This window comes from Bdellovibrionales bacterium, from assembly GCA_016716765.1.
GTDB lineage: Bacteria > Bdellovibrionota > Bdellovibrionia > Bdellovibrionales > UBA1609 > JADJVA01.
In genome coordinates, this window is sequence record JADJVA010000020.1 from 71,386 (window position 1) to 89,697 (window position 18,312).

Annotated in this window: 17 protein-coding genes; 10 read left to right on the plus strand and 7 right to left on the minus strand. The window is 45.8% G+C overall.

All coding sequences use genetic code 11. The features are described from left to right. Positions 1-2 precede the first annotated feature (2 nt). The 5 genes from IPL83_09125 (at position 3) to IPL83_09145 (ending at position 5,923) form a co-directional block, all read left to right on the plus strand. A complete protein-coding gene (locus IPL83_09125) occupies positions 3-1,391 on the plus strand; it encodes a hypothetical protein (GenBank protein MBK9039305.1) in 1,389 nt (462 codons plus the stop codon). A 212-nt stretch (positions 1,392-1,603) separates the two neighbouring features. Then, on the plus strand, positions 1,604-2,545 hold the full coding sequence (locus tag IPL83_09130; protein MBK9039306.1) for a hypothetical protein: 942 nt from the start codon (positions 1,604-1,606) through the stop codon (positions 2,543-2,545). Further along, positions 2,542-2,820 (plus strand): hypothetical protein, encoded by a 279-nt coding sequence (locus IPL83_09135; protein MBK9039307.1) that lies wholly within the window; start codon positions 2,542-2,544, stop codon positions 2,818-2,820. Before IPL83_09130 ends, IPL83_09135 begins: the two co-directional genes overlap by 4 nt. Continuing rightward, positions 2,783-4,129 (plus strand): VWA domain-containing protein, encoded by a 1,347-nt coding sequence (locus IPL83_09140; GenBank protein MBK9039308.1) that lies wholly within the window; start codon positions 2,783-2,785, stop codon positions 4,127-4,129. The genes IPL83_09135 and IPL83_09140 overlap by 38 nt, the downstream gene beginning before the upstream one ends. Before the next feature lie 303 nt (positions 4,130-4,432). Next, positions 4,433-5,923: a hypothetical protein gene (locus tag IPL83_09145; GenBank protein ID MBK9039309.1), complete on the plus strand. Its 1,491-nt coding sequence runs from the start codon at positions 4,433-4,435 to the stop codon at positions 5,921-5,923. 81 nt (positions 5,924-6,004) lie between these two features. Here the strand turns inward: IPL83_09145 and IPL83_09150 are convergent, their stop codons facing one another. Further along, on the minus strand, positions 6,005-6,730 hold the full coding sequence (locus IPL83_09150; GenBank protein ID MBK9039310.1) for a hypothetical protein: 726 nt from the start codon (positions 6,728-6,730) through the stop codon (positions 6,005-6,007). A gap of 205 nt (positions 6,731-6,935) precedes the next feature. Between IPL83_09150 and IPL83_09155 the strand changes: the two genes are divergently transcribed. Continuing rightward, positions 6,936-7,208, plus strand: coding sequence for a peptidylprolyl isomerase (locus IPL83_09155; protein ID MBK9039311.1), 273 nt, complete (start codon positions 6,936-6,938; stop codon positions 7,206-7,208). A 26-nt stretch (positions 7,209-7,234) separates the two neighbouring features. Here IPL83_09155 and IPL83_09160 read toward each other — a convergent pair whose 3' ends face one another. Further along, entirely contained in the window at positions 7,235-8,863 is a 1,629-nt protein-coding gene (locus tag IPL83_09160) for a leucyl aminopeptidase family protein (protein MBK9039312.1), read from the minus strand. Between the two features lie 94 nt (positions 8,864-8,957). On the opposite strand from IPL83_09160, the gene IPL83_09165 reads away from it, so the two are divergent. After that, on the plus strand, positions 8,958-9,977 hold the full coding sequence (locus IPL83_09165; GenBank protein MBK9039313.1) for a hypothetical protein: 1,020 nt from the start codon (positions 8,958-8,960) through the stop codon (positions 9,975-9,977). A gap of 89 nt (positions 9,978-10,066) precedes the next feature. Here the strand turns inward: IPL83_09165 and IPL83_09170 are convergent, their stop codons facing one another. The 4 genes from IPL83_09170 to IPL83_09185 form a co-directional block, all read right to left on the minus strand. Further along, a complete protein-coding gene (locus tag IPL83_09170) occupies positions 10,067-10,819 on the minus strand; it encodes an FKBP-type peptidyl-prolyl cis-trans isomerase (protein MBK9039314.1) in 753 nt (250 codons plus the stop codon). A 110-nt stretch (positions 10,820-10,929) separates the two neighbouring features. Further along, complete coding sequence (locus IPL83_09175) at positions 10,930-11,772, minus strand: MBL fold metallo-hydrolase (protein ID MBK9039315.1); 843 nt, start codon at positions 11,770-11,772, stop codon at positions 10,930-10,932. Between the two features lie 26 nt (positions 11,773-11,798). Then, positions 11,799-12,143 carry an HPF/RaiA family ribosome-associated protein gene (locus IPL83_09180; GenBank protein ID MBK9039316.1) on the minus strand — a complete coding sequence of 115 codons (345 nt, stop codon included), beginning with the start codon at positions 12,141-12,143 and terminating at the stop codon, positions 11,799-11,801. Positions 12,144-12,298: 155 nt separating this feature from the next. Next, complete coding sequence (locus IPL83_09185) at positions 12,299-12,688, minus strand: response regulator (protein ID MBK9039317.1); 390 nt, start codon at positions 12,686-12,688, stop codon at positions 12,299-12,301. A gap of 234 nt (positions 12,689-12,922) precedes the next feature. Between IPL83_09185 and IPL83_09190 the strand changes: the two genes are divergently transcribed. Then, positions 12,923-14,080, plus strand: coding sequence for a PAS domain S-box protein (locus tag IPL83_09190; protein ID MBK9039318.1), 1,158 nt, complete (start codon positions 12,923-12,925; stop codon positions 14,078-14,080). Here IPL83_09190 and IPL83_09195 read toward each other — a convergent pair. After that, the gene (locus tag IPL83_09195; GenBank protein MBK9039319.1) at positions 14,074-15,549 is read right to left on the minus strand and encodes a sigma-54-dependent Fis family transcriptional regulator; all 1,476 of its coding nucleotides are present in this window, start codon (positions 15,547-15,549) and stop codon (positions 14,074-14,076) included. The two genes, IPL83_09190 and IPL83_09195, sit on opposite strands and share 7 nt — an antisense overlap. Positions 15,550-15,756: 207 nt before the next feature. Between IPL83_09195 and IPL83_09200 the strand changes: the two genes are divergently transcribed. After that, on the plus strand, positions 15,757-18,102 hold the full coding sequence (locus IPL83_09200; protein MBK9039320.1) for a heavy metal translocating P-type ATPase: 2,346 nt from the start codon (positions 15,757-15,759) through the stop codon (positions 18,100-18,102). Then, on the plus strand, positions 18,099-18,284 hold the full coding sequence (gene ccoS, locus IPL83_09205; GenBank protein ID MBK9039321.1) for a cbb3-type cytochrome oxidase assembly protein CcoS: 186 nt from the start codon (positions 18,099-18,101) through the stop codon (positions 18,282-18,284). Before IPL83_09200 ends, ccoS begins: the two co-directional genes overlap by 4 nt. The last annotated feature ends 28 nt before the right edge of the window (positions 18,285-18,312 follow it).

The following is an 18,312-nucleotide window of genomic DNA, read 5'->3' on the forward strand; positions in this document are numbered from 1 at the left end:
GAATGGCTACTGACAATCTCACTTCGACCCGCAAGGCCCTCCAAATAAATCTGGACGACTCCATCTATGGAGCCTTTGCCGAAATTGGAGCTGGCCAAGAGGTGGCCCGCCACTTCTTTACCGCCGGACGAGCTTCACATACGATTGCAAAAACAATGTCAGCTTATGATATGACGGTGAGCGATGCCATATATGGCAAAACAACACGCTACGTCTGTGAAGATCGCCTCATCAAAATGCTGGATCACGAGTACGAGCGCCTCACTTCTCGACTCAAAGAAAAGCGAGGAAGTGACACGCGGTTTTTCGCATTTGCAGATACGGTTGCGACAAGCAGTCACAACGAGACCTCGCGCTGCCACGGGTGGATGGGCATCCGTTTTCAAACAAGGCCAGGTGGCCCTCCCAATGAAATCATTCTTCATGTAAGCATGCTCGACCCAATGCGCTTAGATCAGCAAAATGCCTTGGGAATCCTGGGTGTTAATCTTATTTTTTCTGCCTTTAACTATTTACAAAACCCTTCCCTTTTTGTTTCCGAGCTCAATGATAATCTCGGATCGGCAAGAGCTGAAATTGATCTCTTGGTCTTTCGAGGCCCTGACCTTTCTCACATCGAGAATCGCGATCTCGCTTTAGAATTGGTCAGTCAAGGCCTGTCGAAGGCAATTTTGTTCAGCCCCGAAGGAAAGCTTGTTCAGGCCGCAGATGCGCTTTTTAGAAAGCCATTGATTGTCCAGCGAGGCACCTTTAGACCCGTCACTCGGGTTAATCAAGAAATTCTTGAAAAAGGCATGGAACAACTTCACCTGATCGGCGATCTCGGTGGACAAGAACCTCTCCCCTTAATGGAAATGACCCTTAAAGACATTGGTCAACAAGATCAGAGCGAACGACGGGACATGCTAGAGAGAGTGGAAACACTTACGGCCATTAAAGCAGCGGTCCTCATCTCTCGGTATTCCCTTTTTTATGAGCTTAAGCAGTTCTTGAGACAGTGCACCCAAAGCACGATAGGTTTTGTGATCGGGGCCTCTCATTTGGAGAAAATAATGAATCCCGATTTCTATTCACTCCTTCCGGGCGGATTGCTGGAAGCCATGGGCCATCTCTTCGATGATAAAACGGGCTTCCTGGTCTATCCCTTCAAAAATATGAGCAGCTGTATGACTGCTCGAACCTTTCACCCGGATCCCAAATACCACCACCTGTATTCGCACCTTCTGGAAAACGGGCGAATGAGAGATATGGTCGACTGCGATTCCATTGATGTCAGCATCCAGTCCTCTGACGTCAGAGACTTACTCAAAAAAAGTGGATCTGAGTGGGAGAAATTGGTACCTGCTTCAGTTGCTGACCTCATTCGCAGAAAAAATCTATTCCAAAATTGAGACAGTAGGGCCCACCAGATACCAATAGGCAACCTATTCATTTTGGACCGTTACAAAATCGTGCGTCTGGCTAAAAAGTGAACAATTTTAGTTGTGTGTGTGCTCTAGACAATGTCATGAAACTCGACAGTCGACCACCAGAACTCCCAATCATTTTCAGGTTACCTCTGGCCTTTCCCTTGCACAATCAAACGGTGGAGGTTGGAGAGTTGATGGAGAAGTATAGGGGGGGTCTCATTTTGAGCATTTTTTCTACCGCCGCTTTGAGCAGCTGCTCGGATCCTCGAATCTATAAAGAGCCGGAAAAAATTATCGAAAAGACTACCGCTGTGCTTATCAAAGACTATTGCCCAACCGACGGATATAAATTTTCCGAAATTTTTTCTTATAACTCTTCCAGCATTTTTAAACCAAGCGAGGCCCGCTCAATTATGGATTACGATCGAGATGGCCTGAGTGATGAATTTGAAAATCAGGAATCTATAAAAAAACGATTCAATGTCGGATCTGCAAACTGGGATACAAACGGAGATGCCTATTCTGATTCCTTAATATATGCGATTGGCTACGATCAAGAGAACCAGGTTCGCCTTTCCTCCTGCGCTTTTGCCTTCCAAGACACAGATAATGATGATCTGCCCGACTGCGCAGAAGCAGTTCTAAGAACAGATCCGACTTTGCCAGACTCAGACCGCGATGGTGTTCCGGATGGAATCGAAATTCGCTTTGGAACCAATCCTCTCGATCCAATGGATGTAATTACCGACTTCGACCAAGACGGTCTCACCGCGCTTCAAGAAATAAAGGCAAACTTGCCAATTCGATTCACAAACGACGGTCGCATTTCAGAAAAGGGCTACACGTATAAGGTAAAGACCTTCAATAATGGAACCCAAGATTGCTATGACATTCAGATCAGCAACATCCCAGTCATGAGAGTTTCCAATGGAAATCTTATCAAAATTTTTGCTGTCGAAAACAATACGGTTCCTACTCAGGGAGATATTACCCGGATATCTACCTTGCAGGTCCTTGTCCCAAGGGGAATTCAAGATCATCTGAGAGTCGTAATCAATAATGGCATTTCCAACCAAGTGATCGATGGAATCGCCGAACCACTCGTTCTGGAAGACGACGCGGAGGATTTGTTATGAAGTGGCCAAATATTCTGCTTGTATTGGCTTCTCTCGTCGCTTTCATTATTTTGACCCAACAGGGATGCAGCGATGTGAATCTCAAAACCAATGAATATATGTTGTACAAAGCGACCGAAATAGGAATCGATGTCTGTACAACCAAATCTGATACGATTCATAGCAACCTAAAATTTATGTTTATTGTAGATCGTTCCGGCTCAAATTTCCTTCGCTATAACTCCAATAACCAATCTAATGCCGGGAACGGACCCCACCGGAGTTCGTCGTTTTGACGCCATACTTCAATTCGTTAGCCAGTTTCAAGCAGATCCATTTGTTTATTGGTCGATGGTTAACTTTTCGAGACAAGTTCTAGGCGCTCCTAATTTCCAAAGATTTACTAATAACAAAGCAGCCTTTGCAACTTTCGTGGCGGATCAAAAGGCAAGAACTCAGGAAATTGATGATGGAGCCACAAACTATCAGGCGGCTCTTAATCAGGCTGTCCAGATGATCAGAGATGATATCACAGACGCTAAAACTCGGACTCCGATTGTCACCTCTAATTACGTTCTGTTCTTTATTAGTGACGGAGAACCTTTAGTAGGCGGAAATCTCCAGAGCGCTGAAAATATCATCAACAGCGTTCGCACCCTCACGGCCTTTGAGAAGGATGAGAAAAAGTATGTGGACGGTGTTCAGTTCAATACGGCCTATTACTACGCAGCTCCAGCAGTCGCAAATGCCAGAACCCTACTCAATGATATGTCACTCGCTGGAAATGGCGATTTCTTAGAATTTGCAGATGGCGAAACAATTGACTTTAGCCGCTTCGCCGTGCCCATTCGGATTTCGAAATTCGATGTGAAGGAACTTTGGATTACCAATATAAATACCGTTTGGCATGATAACATTTTGAAAATTGATACCGATGCAGATGGAATTGCCGACGATGTGGAACGACTGCTAGGATCTGATCCAGCGAAGGTCGATTCAGACGGAAACGGCGTATCAGACGGTGTTGAATACAGGATTTCAGGCGGAGTCAGCCCCTGTAAAATGCCGAACTGCACACCAGTTGGCGCTGACCCCTATACCACATGTCGATCTGTTGAACTTCCCGCCGGATCACCTACCAAATATGCTGACTCTGATCGAGACTATCTCAACGATTGCGAAGAAAAACTTTTGGACACGGACAAAGACGATCCGGACACCAACCATGACTATATTCCTGATGATTTCGCGTTTAAAAATGGAATCAAAATGAATGAGACCTCAAATGCAGGCTATTTAGATCCAGACTACGATGGAGTCAGCGATTACCAAGAACTGAAATACAATACTCCGGCCCGAATCAATAACGCCAATGTTCCGGGACACAAACTCCTCCGATATATAGGCGGACTAGCCAGCTCGACGCCCGATCAAGACTGCTATCATTTCAATGTAACTGATATGGTAACTCGCACAAACGGAGATACTATTCGAGTGTATCTCATGGAAAACACCAAAACACTTGATGAGAAGCGAATCATGAGATCTGCCCAGGCAAAAATGGTCGGGGGAGGACTCTATTTCTCAAATGGAGATTTTCATTGATATGTCTTATTTAGTTTTGATTTGACCAACCACCAACCACCAACCACCAACCAATCAGGCCTCCGGGATCTCCGGGGGTCTTCTTTTTTATCTCCAAAAAGACAGCCATTTTATCAAGTCAGAAAATCCAAATTTCCCTGTGATTTTATCTCATTGTGAAACCCTGTTAGTCCTACGACACTGTCACAAAACTCACTATCATATTGCCCTCAAATGGAATCCATGAGGATTCACCATGGCCCTTTCTTTGCAAAATGGATAGGTGGGTACTTTTTATGGCTAGGACGCCAGATCGGGGGAAGCGTGGATCGATTTATCAAATTCAATTTGGTAGCAATCGGAATAGTGGTTTCGGGCTGCAGTTCTAATTTTCTTTCTTCAGATAAGATTAGCAGCGGTGGCCTCGCCTTAGAGGACGAAGAAAATCTAGACGCCGGTATCACCAACCAGGCACCAAAGATCAGCTGCCTCCTCTCCAATTTGGACCAACCAACACAAACTCGAGTCATTGACACTGTAGGAGAGAAGGACTCATTTTTTAGCTCTTACCCAGTTGAAGGGCAGAGAGTTTCATTTGATTGCTCTAAGACTCAGGATGAGACACCAAATAGCCTGTCCTATTTCATCGATACCGATTACGACCCAGCCTCTCCTAGTTGGACAGCACTCTCTGGCCAAATCGTCCTCGATGCAGGTAGAAAGCCAATGGCAATCAAGGCCGTTGATGGAGCGGGACTCGTAACTATTAAGGCCTTCGCAATTGATTCTCAGTGCGCTGACGGTGATCGTCCTGTCATTACAGCAGCTACTGTGAATATCACGGCTACGAATCGCCACAATTATTACAATTTCTCTGCCGCCGGTGCGGTCACTGGAGGCACTGGATTTCAGTACGCTTGGGATTTTAATGGTGACTCGGTTTTCGACCCCTATCCATTGCGTGAAACAAGTGGCTCAACTTGGGTTGATTCGCCTGCTGCGAACAATGTTTACAGTATCTTCGCCTCAGCCGATTCTCGAGATCGCAAGGCCTTCTTGCGAGTCAGAAATGCCTGCAACCTAGAATCTGATACCGTAGCAGTCGATCTTCCAGATGAATTGCCAAATATTGAGAGAACTCTTGCTGCTCAAGCCGTACCAAAACCATACTACTACCTCCAAGCTGATATTTCGGGATTGGGTCCTCAAGCTGAAACCACCAGCATGTTTCAAAGAGTCAATGGTCCCTATCTCGCTACTCAATATCCCGGCGAAGCTTATCGCAGAGTTGTTTGCTCCTATGACTTGAAAACTCTTGCTGGCAAAGGGCGTTTTACAATTCAGGGCTTTAACTGGTACCAAGGTGACAATAGCCTTGATCTCTCAGATGAGTTCCTGCACGGAATGGAAATTAGGATAAGCAACATTCCAGATAACGGGGGACAGGCTGCTCAGACATACAATCAAAGTGCTGGTGTCATTCTGAATAATGCTCTTTACAAGGCCTCTGCAGCCAGCGACGGCTTAGTGAGCGAAAGCTACAACCGTATTGATACAGCCTGTGCTGTTGAGATCACCATCGAACGTGCCCAGGGAGTGCTGCCTTGCGCACAAAATACGGATCAAGTTGCGTTCGAACCTCAAAGTGCCACAATTCTCTTAGGCGAGTTTAATTGCCCAAGCCTTACAAACACAAGAACGAATCGCGCGGTTGCAGCCAACAACGGAAAGTTTTTCTGTGAAGTGGCTCCTGTTGACCAATGCGTTGGAGGCGGAGGCGGAGGCGGAGGCGGCATTCCACCTAGAGAGCAATAATCAATACAAGTCAGACTCATAGATCTTGCGATCAACAAAAGTCTCTTCCTCTCGAAGAGACTTTTTACTTTTTTACGAGTTTCAAAACAAATAAGAAAGCCAAACAGAAAATGTGGGAATGATCATTTCATCTTGGTAAACACCGCTCAGGTATTTATCTACCTCGGCATCTATTGTATCTTGGGCATAGGTCGTTACTCCAGAAGCAAACGTCGTCGAGTTGGACGAAGAAATCGCCTTAACCAATCCCCCCTCGATCGCTAAAATAAAACTGTTGCTCAATCGATGAGTGTATCCGAGATGGGCAACCAAGTTATGCACTGTGGAGCTCACTCGTGGAATAACAGTCTGTGCAACTCCAAAGAAATCCTCATTGAGGGCCCCTTCAAGAGTGTCCATATCTGTCTCTGAACCCTTTCCAGCAAAAAGACCGTACCCAAAATCTACATAAACACCATTTTCGTTCCCATTAAATTCATAGCCGACTCGTACATCCAAAGCAAAAGTATTGCCAAGGGCCGCCCCTACCAATTTTGCTGTTTTGTCTCCGTGGATAGACAGTTCGGTCGCAACGGACCCATACGCATCCGTGAGAAAGCGAGGCGAGTATCCCACACCCACAATACCAAACCAGTTTTCAGGAAAATTTATCTTGCCTCTCACTTGGATAGATCTCGGAATTTCGGTCCCCAATTGAGCCTCAAAACCTTGAAAAAACTGAGCCCCTGCCGGACACCAAGTTCCACCCAAAGAAAGAACCACTGTGGCTAATATCTTCCATCTGTCCCATCTGATAGGTTGTCTCATTTGTCTCCCTCAAATATATAAATTCGCGTTTAATGATTTTAGGGTCCATCATTTCAAGTTGGACGTCGACTTTATTTTAATGCTAGAATTTGATAGGTTCAGATCGGCTCATTCAGTTCAAGACCAAAGTCTGGAAGGGATGACAGCCCTCTCTGATTCCCTTTGAAATCATTGTACTTTTGATGTCTGCAAAAGGAGATTTGAGTTGGACCGGATCCACGTTCATCATATTTTAGTTGACCACGAATATGAAGCAAAAGACGTCCTCAGAAAAATCAATGAAGGTGTCACTTTCGAAAAAGCTGCGGGCTTATTTTCAAAATGTCCTTCAGGTGAAAATGGAGGAGATCTCGGAGAGATTCGACGCGGACAAACTGTCCAAGAATTCGAAGAAGCTGCCTTTCTCTTGAACGAAGGGGAAATCAGTGGGCCTGTCAGATCTCCCTTCGGCTACCACCTCATCCGACGAGTAAAATAGAAAAGTTAATTGAATTCTAAACGATGTCAAATCCCTGCCTTGTTCAACACATCACTCTCTAGAAAAATCTCGCCCAAATTCACACCTTCAAGCCAATGAGCCAGGCACTGAACTATCTGCCCGCTTCCGCCAGCTTCCATAAAAACCCCGTCAGGCTTGTCCTTCCATGCATAAATATCAAAGTGTGCCCAAGGAACTTTACCAATGAAAGACTCCAAAAAGAGAGCCGCAGTGATGGCACCCCCAAATCCGTCAACAGCATTTGTTCGCTCAGCAACTGCAGAATTCAATTGACTGCGATAGGGCTGATATAGGGGCATTCTCCAAACCAAATCTCCCGCCAATTGAGAAGATCTCCAAAGCCCCGCGGCAAGTGTGTCATCGTTTGAAAACATTCCAGCCACATCCGCCCCCAAAGCAGCTTTTATCGCTCCTGTCAGCGTCGCCACATCAATCACAACTTGAGGCATTTCACCATGAACGGGATTTACAGCCAAATCCAATGCATCGGCTAAAACAAGTCGACCTTCAGCATCAGTGTTGTGAATTTCGATTTTTTGTCCGTTTCTTCCTTGCAAAATATCTCCCGGACGAAAGGAAAGACTTGAAATTGCGTTTTCGGCCAGAGCTAGATAGAAATCACAGGGAAGACCAATCTGAGTCATTGCGGCCCACCAGGCAAGTCCCACCAGACTCGCAGACCCACCCATATCCTTTTTCATCAACCGCATAGCACTGGATGGCTTAATATCTAAACCTCCCGAGTCAAATGTAATCCCCTTGCCAACGAAGGCCAAAGGACGTCTTGATTGAATTGTGGGCTGCTCCGGACGATATCGCAAATGGACGAGGCATGGAGCAGAATTTGCGCCGGCTCCAACTGCTGTGAGAAGCCCCATCCCGGCTTCGTTGAGCCTCTTTTCATCCCAAATATCAACTTCCACCGAATTCATAGAAGCAAAAAGACCTTTTATGGCGTCTGCATAGCTTTGGGGATGAAGCCAATTTGGCGGCAGATTAACGAAGTGTCGACTCAAATTTGTGGCTGTGGCCAGTGCCCACGCCTTAGTCACCAGCTCCTCGGGAATCTCAACTCCCTTAAGAGTCACTTGCAAATGAGTCTTTGGTGGCCAATCCCTTTTCATTATTCTTTGGAATCGATAAGCCCCGAGTTCCAGGCCAACCAAGAGACCTAAAACCATCTCCTTGTCTCCGTCGATAAAATCCACTGACAATCGACTTGCATTCTCCTCGACTAGAAATGCAGAAAGAACCCCTCCCAGATCTCTTCCCTTAGAATAACTTGATGAGGCCAAGAACCCCTCATGACTCATCTTTCCTTGAGATGAGATTGTTGCGATTTTAACCAACCAAAGGGGACCGCTTTGACCAGAAAAACGATGCGCCTGGGTGGGTTTGGCTAAGACTTGTTCCCAGTCCCACGCAGACAATTGCGGCTCAATTCTTTTGATTTGAGATAAATACTCGGATTCCTGAAAAATCAGAACTCGTGCTTCATCCCTTTTTCCCGATGGGGGCAGTTTGCCATTTTTTGACCTCGAAGCGACTAGATTTTTCAAGCCCTCCAGCCAGCCTGCAGGATCACTTTTGATCTGTGATGATTTTAGAGCCAAAGGCCCCTCATTTTTCGCCATTGTGAAGTCCCCTCCCTCCCTTTTTATGTCACAGGGGGCTGTTAAGAACAACAAAACCCTCTACAAGGGACCTTATTTTGGCTAGAATTCCTTTATGTCGACCGCCTCTTTAACCAAACAATCATTTCTTAAATTGATGCAACTGAATGCTGAGAATCTCTTTCTTTACATGGACAGATACAGCGGACAGGACCTCGATAAGGTATCTGAGATTGAATGGCAAAAATTCTCAACTTCAACTATTTCAAACAAAAACCTAAAGAAAACCCAGGCCCTTGCCAACGCCATTCTAGAAGTAGATCCGCATATTGTTTTGCTTAATGAAGTTGGTGGTGAGGAGTCGCTCAATAACTTTAATCAGCATTTTTTGAAAAAGACCTACCTCCCGATGATCGTTGAAGGGAATTCCGATCGTGGAATTGATGTTGGTTATTTAGTCAAAGAAGACCCACTCCTTCAGTACTTGATGATCTCGCACAAACATCGACCTCTTGATTTTTCTTTTGATCAACAAAAGAATCAGGTCAAAGATCCCAACACCAAGTACTTCTTTTCACGGGATGTTCTCGAACTGAGAGTTTTTAGAAAAGGGGAGGGAAGTCCTCGGTTCATTTGCTTCCTCACCCATCTTAAAAGTAAATTGGATCCGGATGGAACGGACCCACAGGGACGAAGCAGAAGAAGAGCTGAGCTACAAACAATGGTAAAAATATACAACGAAGCCAACAAGGAAATGAAACACCGGGTCCCTCTGCTTGTTGCGGGAGATTTTAATGGCCTTGCATACAGATCGGCTTGTGAGAAGGAATTTGAAAGTCTCTACGAAAATTCGGATCTCATCGAGCTCTTTGATCTTATCGGAGGAGACGAAGAAGCACGGACCACTCAAATTCAGTTTTTAAGAGATGGACTCCGTCGCCTGCTGCAACTTGACTATTTCTTTCTGTCCCCCGCCCTGATCGACAAGGTCGAACCTGCCTCTTCATTCGTTTACAGATACAAGAGCGATTTAGGAGTTCCAATGCCTCTGAGCACTTCAATTGAACAGAGATTAAGCCTTCCCTCAGATCATTACCCCGTAGTGTTAACCATAAAAAATCCACTCAAGGATTGAGTCCTCAAAGGACAATCAGAAAAAAAATCCCCAGAGGTTTCCTGGGGATTGACTTAAAAAAACAAAAAGCGGGCAACAAACTTGATCTTCTATTTCTTCGCGCTTGCTTTCTGTTTGGTTTTCAGTTCCTTCTCTGTTGATTGCTTGGTTTCCGCAGAAGCCTTTATGTCTAAAAGATTCACCTCAAAGACCAAAACCGAATTTGCCGGAATACCAGGTCGAGCGCGATCACCGTAAGCCAACTCAGGCGGAACATAGATTTTCCACTTTGCACCCTTCTTCATCATTTTGAGGGCTTCTTGCCAACCTGGAATAACTCCGCCCAAAGGAAAATTGGCGGGCTGGCCACGACTGTAAGAGCTATCAAATTCCTTGCCGTCAATCAAAGTTCCTTTGTAATCGACCGTCACGAGACTATCTGCCGTAGGAGATTCTGCCTTTGCATCTCCTTCTTCATCGATCTTATACTGAAGCCCAGATTCAGTCGTTTTAATTCCTTCCTTGGTTTTATTCGCAGCAAGATACTCATCGCCCTTCTTTTTGTTCTCTGTCGCCGCGTGAGACTCTTTCTCTTTTCGCTTTTCGTACATGGACTTCATGGCCGTTTGCATCTCTTCTTCTGTTAGGCGCGTTGGTTTATCACCCATCACGTCCTTAATGGCCAGAGCCAGTGCACTTGGATCAACAGTGACCTCTTGGTCCTTCATGTTTTTTGCAAACTGATATCCAATGGCATAACTGTATTTTGCCTCTTCACCGTTCAGGGAATACGAAGCGATCTTGTCACAGGCCACAAGCCCAAGCGTGATCGCAACCAGCACCCCAACTTTCAAATTTCTCATTCACTCTCCTTGGTTGAATCTACTGGCGAAGGCCAGTGGTTTTGCCACTCTACAGAGACTCAACAAGTGGGTCAACAGGCCCCTTACTGAGCGCTTCATAGCGCAGAACATTAGGATCCCGCAAAACGGGGGAATACGGCTATCTTATCTCGAAGATCTTTTGGAACTCTTTTGTCTAAAATGCGTTCACAATCCTCAATGCCATGGCGACCGGAAAGATGGGTCAATAGGATTTTTTCTCCCTCAAAAAGGGGCAATCGTGGCAGCAACTCGTCAAGGTGAATATGCCCCCAGTCCCGAGCATTCTGTACTGACTTATTCTCGTCAATGTAGGTGACTTCCATCACCAATATCCTGCTTTTTCTGACCCATTCACACTCATCAAAAAACTCAATCTTCGTGTCCCCTGAAAAGGAAATCTCTGGTGCGAGGTGCCTGACATTTACCTCTACCCCTCGACGCCTCTGCTCACGAATCTCTGTCTCAGTCAATTTAACGAGATCAGGCCTGAGATTTTTCCGAATCTGAAAAACAGTGTAGCCCAGAGAGGGTATTCGATGCATGGTACGAAATGGTTTAACGATCAAATCATTTCGAAGAGGCACTTCATCCCCAAGGCTAAGAGGACAAAACTCAAACGAATACTCGTGCCCTTCCATTTCCTGCCAAATCGCCATGATCCCTGTCATAAAACTCACCATTGAGGCAGGCATATAAAATTTTGCAGGCGGCAGATGAGCCAAGGCTCTCTGGGAAATAATATAAGGGATGCCCGCCGCGTGATCCATATGGCCATGAGTAATAAAAAACCGCGAGATGGGAGCGAGATGAGGAAACCCCTGGGCCACATCAAAAGCAACGTCACACCCGAGCAAAGAATAGTGAGTTCCTACCCCCGCAAGAGATGAACCTCGCAAGATCCAAGACCCATGCTTCCAATCTACCAAAGGCAAAAGAACCCCCTTTTTTTACCCTTAAGCTAAACAGCTACGTCCTCAGTGTCGAGAGAGAGGCTTTGAAATTTTCGCTTGGAATGGTGACGCTTTGAGATATTTCTCTTTCGCCGATCATCCACCTGACGAAGAAGACGTTCTTTCGCCCGATTCAATGCGATATAAAAATCACGATGAGATTCCGAGCTCGTATATGTCTTCCTGTTGTCTCTCACATTCATGCGAACATTGAACAAATCATTCGCCTTAGAAAGATAAACAGAAACTGGACTCTCCCTCTTCAGATGCTCAACCACGTGTCCCACTCTCTCCATCACGCCTTCTCTGATCGCCGAAGTAAGGTCAAAATCTTCACTGATAATATTGTGCATAAAGCCTCCCATCAAGTTCTACTGCTGTGGTTTCGCATCAAATTCTGTACCAGGCTGAAACCCCCCTGCTCAAGCTTAGGTGCAAAAATGAGACATCTATGAAAAAAGATAAACGCAAGATGGGAATTTTTTCCTCAAATTACCCCCGTCTCTCTTTATGCATGACAGTGAATCAAAGCCTGTAGTTTGGAAAGAGAAAATGGTTTGTTGAGATAGGCCGCAGCTCCTTCATTTAAAGCAGCCCGTTCAGTCACCTGATTTCCAAAGGCTGTGATAAGAATCACAGGAAGGCTGGGAATGGTTGACTTCGATAATTTGAGAAATTCAAACCCATCCATTTGTGGCATGTTAATGTCGGAAATTACCAAATCAAAAGGATCCCCGTCGCCTTTGGTCATCATGCAAATGGCCTCTAGGGCGCATGATGCTGAGCGAAATGTTGACAGTCGAAACCCTCTCGCCTCTAAAAATTCACAGATCAGCTCTCGCATTTCACAATCGTCCTCGACAACCAGGATGTGCTTAGCAGATATCGTATTTTTCATTTTTACCCTCCCCTAAAACTCATGAGACTTAATGTCCCATTTCTAATTCGCCATTGCCTCTCAATTATCCCCAAAACTACTGACAAAGAACTGATAACAACTCAAGGCCCAAAACGACCACTTTCATCTATAAAAAGCAGAATTCATGCCACAAAAGCTGACAAGCTGAATCCTAACGAGTAAATGAAATAGCAAGCTCCCCACCCGCCCACCATCCAATGGAGAAGCTGAGACATGGATAGGTTTGGTATCGACAAAGATCCAAGGGTATTCGCACAATGTGTACACAGTTGCAGAGAGCCTGTCATGTTCCTGGACCTCAGGGGACGCTTGGTCTATGTGAACCCCGCTTGGGTGAAAACCTACGGGCATTCCGAAAAGTCAGTCCTGGGACATTCGCCACGTATTATTCGCCATAAATATCTGGATAGAGATATCTACAGGAAAATTTGGGAACATATCCAAAATCCGAAGATCGGTTTTTGGAAGGGAGAGCTCGTTAGCCTGAGTGCCGATGGCCGCGAAGTCCCTGTGCTGCTCACTATCACTCCCGTTAAACGAGAAGATGAAACGAACTCTGGATACATTGGCATCGCGCTTGATCTGACGGAAGAAAAAAAACTCCGCGCCCAAGTCGAACAGCAGGATCGAATGGCAACCATTGGAATCCTCACAAGCGGTATGGCCCATGAAATTGGCACTCCGATTGGGGTCATTCGTGGAAGGGCTGAAATGTTGCTCATGGACTGCCCGCAAGACGAGCGCCTCAAGAAGAACTTGGAAATTATCGTCAAACAGACAGATCGAATCTCCGGATTTATCAATTCACTCCTGAAGCTCAGTCGATCTTCGGGGGACCAAGTGCTTGAATCTGTTGATGCCCCACGAGTGATAAAGGGAGTTCTTGAACTTTTGACTCCGAAGTTTCGCAAAGCTCGCATCCAGCTCGAAATGAATTCTGAAGAAAATCTCATTGCTCTCGCCGATGTCGCAAGGCTGGAGCAAATCACGATCAACATAGTCGTTAATGCAATTCATGCAATTGAAAAGAAACGAGAGACGGAACTCCCAACAGAATCAGCTCAGTTTGTTCGTGTAATGGCCTTCCGCACTGCAAACTCGATCAATGTTTCCATTGAGGACAGCGGCTGTGGCATATCTAAAGAAAATCTAAAAAAGATATTTGAGCCCTTTTTTACAACCAAATCAGCCGGTCAGGGCACTGGCCTCGGCCTGTCCATCGTGAATCGTCTCCTCGATGAAATGGGCGGCGCCATCTCCGTTGAAAGCACAGAGGGAAAAGGCACAAAATTCACTTTCGCCCTTAAACCTTCAAAAGGCCCAGAAATGGCGGGATCTATCGACGGCTGGGCCACAACGGAGCCTCAATAACTGAGGCTCGCCAAACCAAAATCGGAGGGTCGAGAAGCAGGGGGACGGGATTCCACCTTCCCTTCACTTATCGCCTGGGGATCATCACTAACGAACCCATACTCCCGTTCCTTGCGATACAAAGTACGGCGATTGATTCCCAGTATCTGCGAGGCCTTTTCTTTTCTCCCACCTGTTTTTTCTAAAACATATTTCATATATCTCTTCTCCAGGTCTCCCACTGTCGGTAAACTTGAAACTGCTGTCGCAAAAAAGTCTTCTAGGCTATCTGAACTTCCCGAGATCGGAAGATCAGTTACGTCGATGACTTCTTTGTTTGTTAAAACAACGACGCGCTCAATGATGTTCTCTAACTCGCGAACATTGCCATTCCAGGGATAGGTCATGAGAGCTTCGATAGCGGCTGCCGTAAACCCCTTGATCGTGGATCCATTGGATTTTCCGTACTTTTGCAGAAAATGCCGAGCTAAAATGGGAATATCCTCCCTCCGATGGCGCAAAGGTGGAATATGAATAGGAATTACAGCCAAGCGGTAAAACAGATCCTCCCGAAACCGCCCTTCTTTGATTGCTTCACCTAGATCCTTGTGAGTTGCGGCGACAATCCTCACATCTATGTCTTTATAACTGTTGTCCCCAACTGCCTTGATTTTCCTTTCTTGCAAGACTCTCAGTATTTTAGCCTGCAAAGACATGTCTAAATCACCGATCTCATCAAGAAAAAGAGTTCCTCCCTCGGCTTCTTCGAAAAGTCCGCGCTTGCGAACTATAGCTCCCGTAAAGGACCCCTTTGCATGTCCAAAAAGCTCAGACTCTAGAAGATTTTCGGGAATCGCCGTGCAGTTGATCGCGACAAAGGCTTTCTCTGCTCTCGCTCCACTTTCGTGGATGGCCCGAGCCACAATCTCCTTACCAGTTCCACTTTCACCCGTGATCAAAACATTTGCCGTTGCTCTCGATACCCTTTCAATCAAATCAAAGACTGCGTGCATCGACTTGGACTTACCTATCAATTTTCCCGTCGCCACGCTCTTTTGAACTTCTGAACGCAACACCTGGTTCTCAATTTTGAGACGACGTATCTGAATCGCGCGCAGAATCCTCACCTCCAACTCACCCAACTTAAATGGCTTCACAATGTAATCGAAAGCACCCACGCGAGTCGCCTCAATCGCAGATTCAATACTTCCAAATGCTGTTACGAGAATCACCGGAACCTCAGGGGCAAATTTCCTCATTCTCTCTACCAGTTCAATGCCATCCATTTCGGGCATTTGAATATCGCAAAGAATCGTGTCGACCGACTCCAGATGCCCTTCCTTGTCTGAAGTTGCCTTCAAATACTCAAAGGCCTTGGTTGCCAAAGGAAATGCCACGACTTCAAACCCAGCACGAGAAAGAAACTCGTTCACCATGGTTCTCATCTCACCATCATCGTCTATAAGAACAATTCTTCCTTTATTAGACATGAGACTTTTTTACTCCTTGTTAAAGTTTCAAAACAAAAAGTGAGCTATTTTTTCCCACTCAATATCTTTATATCACTTCAATTGCATCTGGTATGCTAAATGAGCACAGCGCGTGCCAATAAGAAAATCGCAAAAACGAGTAAAGGCCTCATTCCAATGCTGCAAATGGCTTGATTTTTTGAGAGAATTTTGGAGTGGAGGCGTATTATGGCGGTCAGTATGGAAAAAAATATGGCACAGGAGGGATTTGCCGGTCGCCCTTCCGGCGGTGAATCTAAAGCCCGATTGGAACGGGATTACAAATACCTTGATCATGAGTCCTACCGCAATAAATTGAGAACGGACAAAGATGGCAACCACGAATTGCGTTTGTTCATTGAAGGTATTCACTGCGCCAATTGCCTGCACCGTATTGAGTCCCTCAAAGGAGCTATTCCTGAGATTGAGGAGCTCCGCGTTAATTTAGGGGATCACTCGGCCCTTTTAGCCATCAAACCAACTGGCTCCCTTTCCAAGGTCCTTCAGGCCATTCAAAATCTTGGTTTTGTCCCTCATCCTGATGGACAAGCTCTTGGTGGTCACAAAGGCATTGAATCAGAAAATCGCAAACTCCTTATGCGACTCGGAGTTGCCGGTGCAGCAACCGCAAATATTATGCTACTGGTTATATCTATTTACGCTGGAGCTGAAGCTGACCTAGCCAAGATTTTTCACGCATTGAGTTTTTTCCTGTTTCTGCCCGTATTTTTCTATAGTGCTCAGCCTTTTTTCAAAAACACTTGGATGGCAATCAAAAATCGTCGCCCTTCCATCGATTTGCCCATCGCCATTGCCCTCAGCTTGGGAGGCGGGATCAGCACCTGGCATTTGATGCGAGGGCATGGAGACATTTATTATGATTCTCTCTCTTCCCTTGTCTTTCTCCTACTGGGCAGTCGCTATCTTCTTGCACGAACCCACCAAAAATACCTCTCACCGTCATTTTGGAAGCCATTTTTGGAGTCAAAGACAGTTCGACGTTTGAACTCAAATTCAAAGATAGCTGAAGACTTGGCTCCTGATGAACTTAAAATCGGGGATATTGTGCAAGTTCTCGAAGGAGAAAAGATTCCTGTCGATGGAAGGCTCATTGAAGAAAGGGGCTATGTGAACGTCTCTATTCTTACGGGAGAAACCCGTCCCCAAAAAATTCTCAGAGGGGAATCATGTTTTGCAGGCACCGAATGCTCAAGCCCCTCATTGACTTTCATAACGACAGCAGTGGGTCATCAAACCCGCATTGGCCAGATTTTAGCCAAAATGGAGAACGAATTTTTTTCGCGCACCCCTTTGACGGCACTCGCCGATCGGGCTGCCCAAATTTTTACTGTCTCCGTATTATTGATTGGATCACTGTTTTTCCTCTCTTACGCTCCGATTGATTTTCATGAAGCCGTTAATCGCACTTTAGCTCTTGTCGTACTGGCTTGCCCCTGCGCCCTTGCCTTTGCGACTCCATTGGCCCAAAGTTTGTCCCTGCAAACAGCCTTGCGAAGAGGATATTTGATCAAGCGAGCCGAGAGCCTCGAAAAACTTGCAAAGGTTGAAGAGGTTGTTTTTGATAAGACAGGAACTCTCACAGAGGGTGAATTTGAACTTCTTAATTGGTACCCTTCCCAGCCACGCTCAGAAATTCTGGCCGCAATTTATGCTCTCGAGGCAAAATGCGATCATCCTATCGCCAAAGCCTTTACTCAGGAACTTGACTCCTATCGGAACAGCGCCCCCACCGTCACCGATTTTAGTGAACAAATCGGAAAAGGCATTTCCGGAAAATTTTCTGATGGCTCTCAATTAGATATTTTCAGATCCAACGAGGATCTCGCCGATCAAAGTTCGGCCAATATTCTTCTTAATGCAGTCGATGTTGTCTGGAATGGGGAACTCCAAACCACTGTCCTGTTCGGAGACCGACTGAGAGGTGATGCCGCTTTCACATTAGACTCCATCAAAAAGCTGGGACTGCGTTTTTTTGTGTTAACTGGTGACAAAACCGCTCCAGCTCTTCTTGCCGCCCAAAAATTAGGACTTGATCCGGTCAATATTCTAACCCAGCAATCTCCAGAGCAAAAAAATACTTTTATCAAATCCCGAAAGCATGTTGCCATGGTCGGCGATGGCGCCAACGATGCCGTCGCGATGGCGAGTTCCTACGTCGGAATAGCCGTAAAAGGAAGCATGGAAGCAAGCCTCCAGGCAGCAGACGTTTATCTGACTCGGTCTGGAGTTTCTCCAGTTCTTGATGTTCTCAATATCGCGCGAAAATCTATGCTGGTCGTTCGTCGCAATCTTGTCCTTTCAATGATTTACAATCTGGCCTGTGGAACCGCAGCACTCATGGGCCATATCAGCCCACTTCTCGCGGCTATTCTGATGCCTCTCAATTCTATGATCGTGGTCTCCTCCTCAATCATTGGCACGAGTGGGTTTCGTCCTACTGGAGATTTAGTGAAGTCAAAATTAAATACAGTGCCCGATGAAAGAACCGGCCTTTTTAAGGAGATCATCGCGTGAATCTGTTTCTTTTTATGATCGGACTCACCTTTGTGATGGTGGCGGGATTCGTCGGTGCATTTTTGTGGGCCGCAAGTTCGGGACAATTTGAGGACCTCGCAACTCCAGCTTACAGAATTCTTAACGATGATAGCGATGAACTTGAAAAAATTGGGCAAAAAAACCATACTGAATTAAATTGAATTGCATTGGAACAGCTTTGACAAAAAA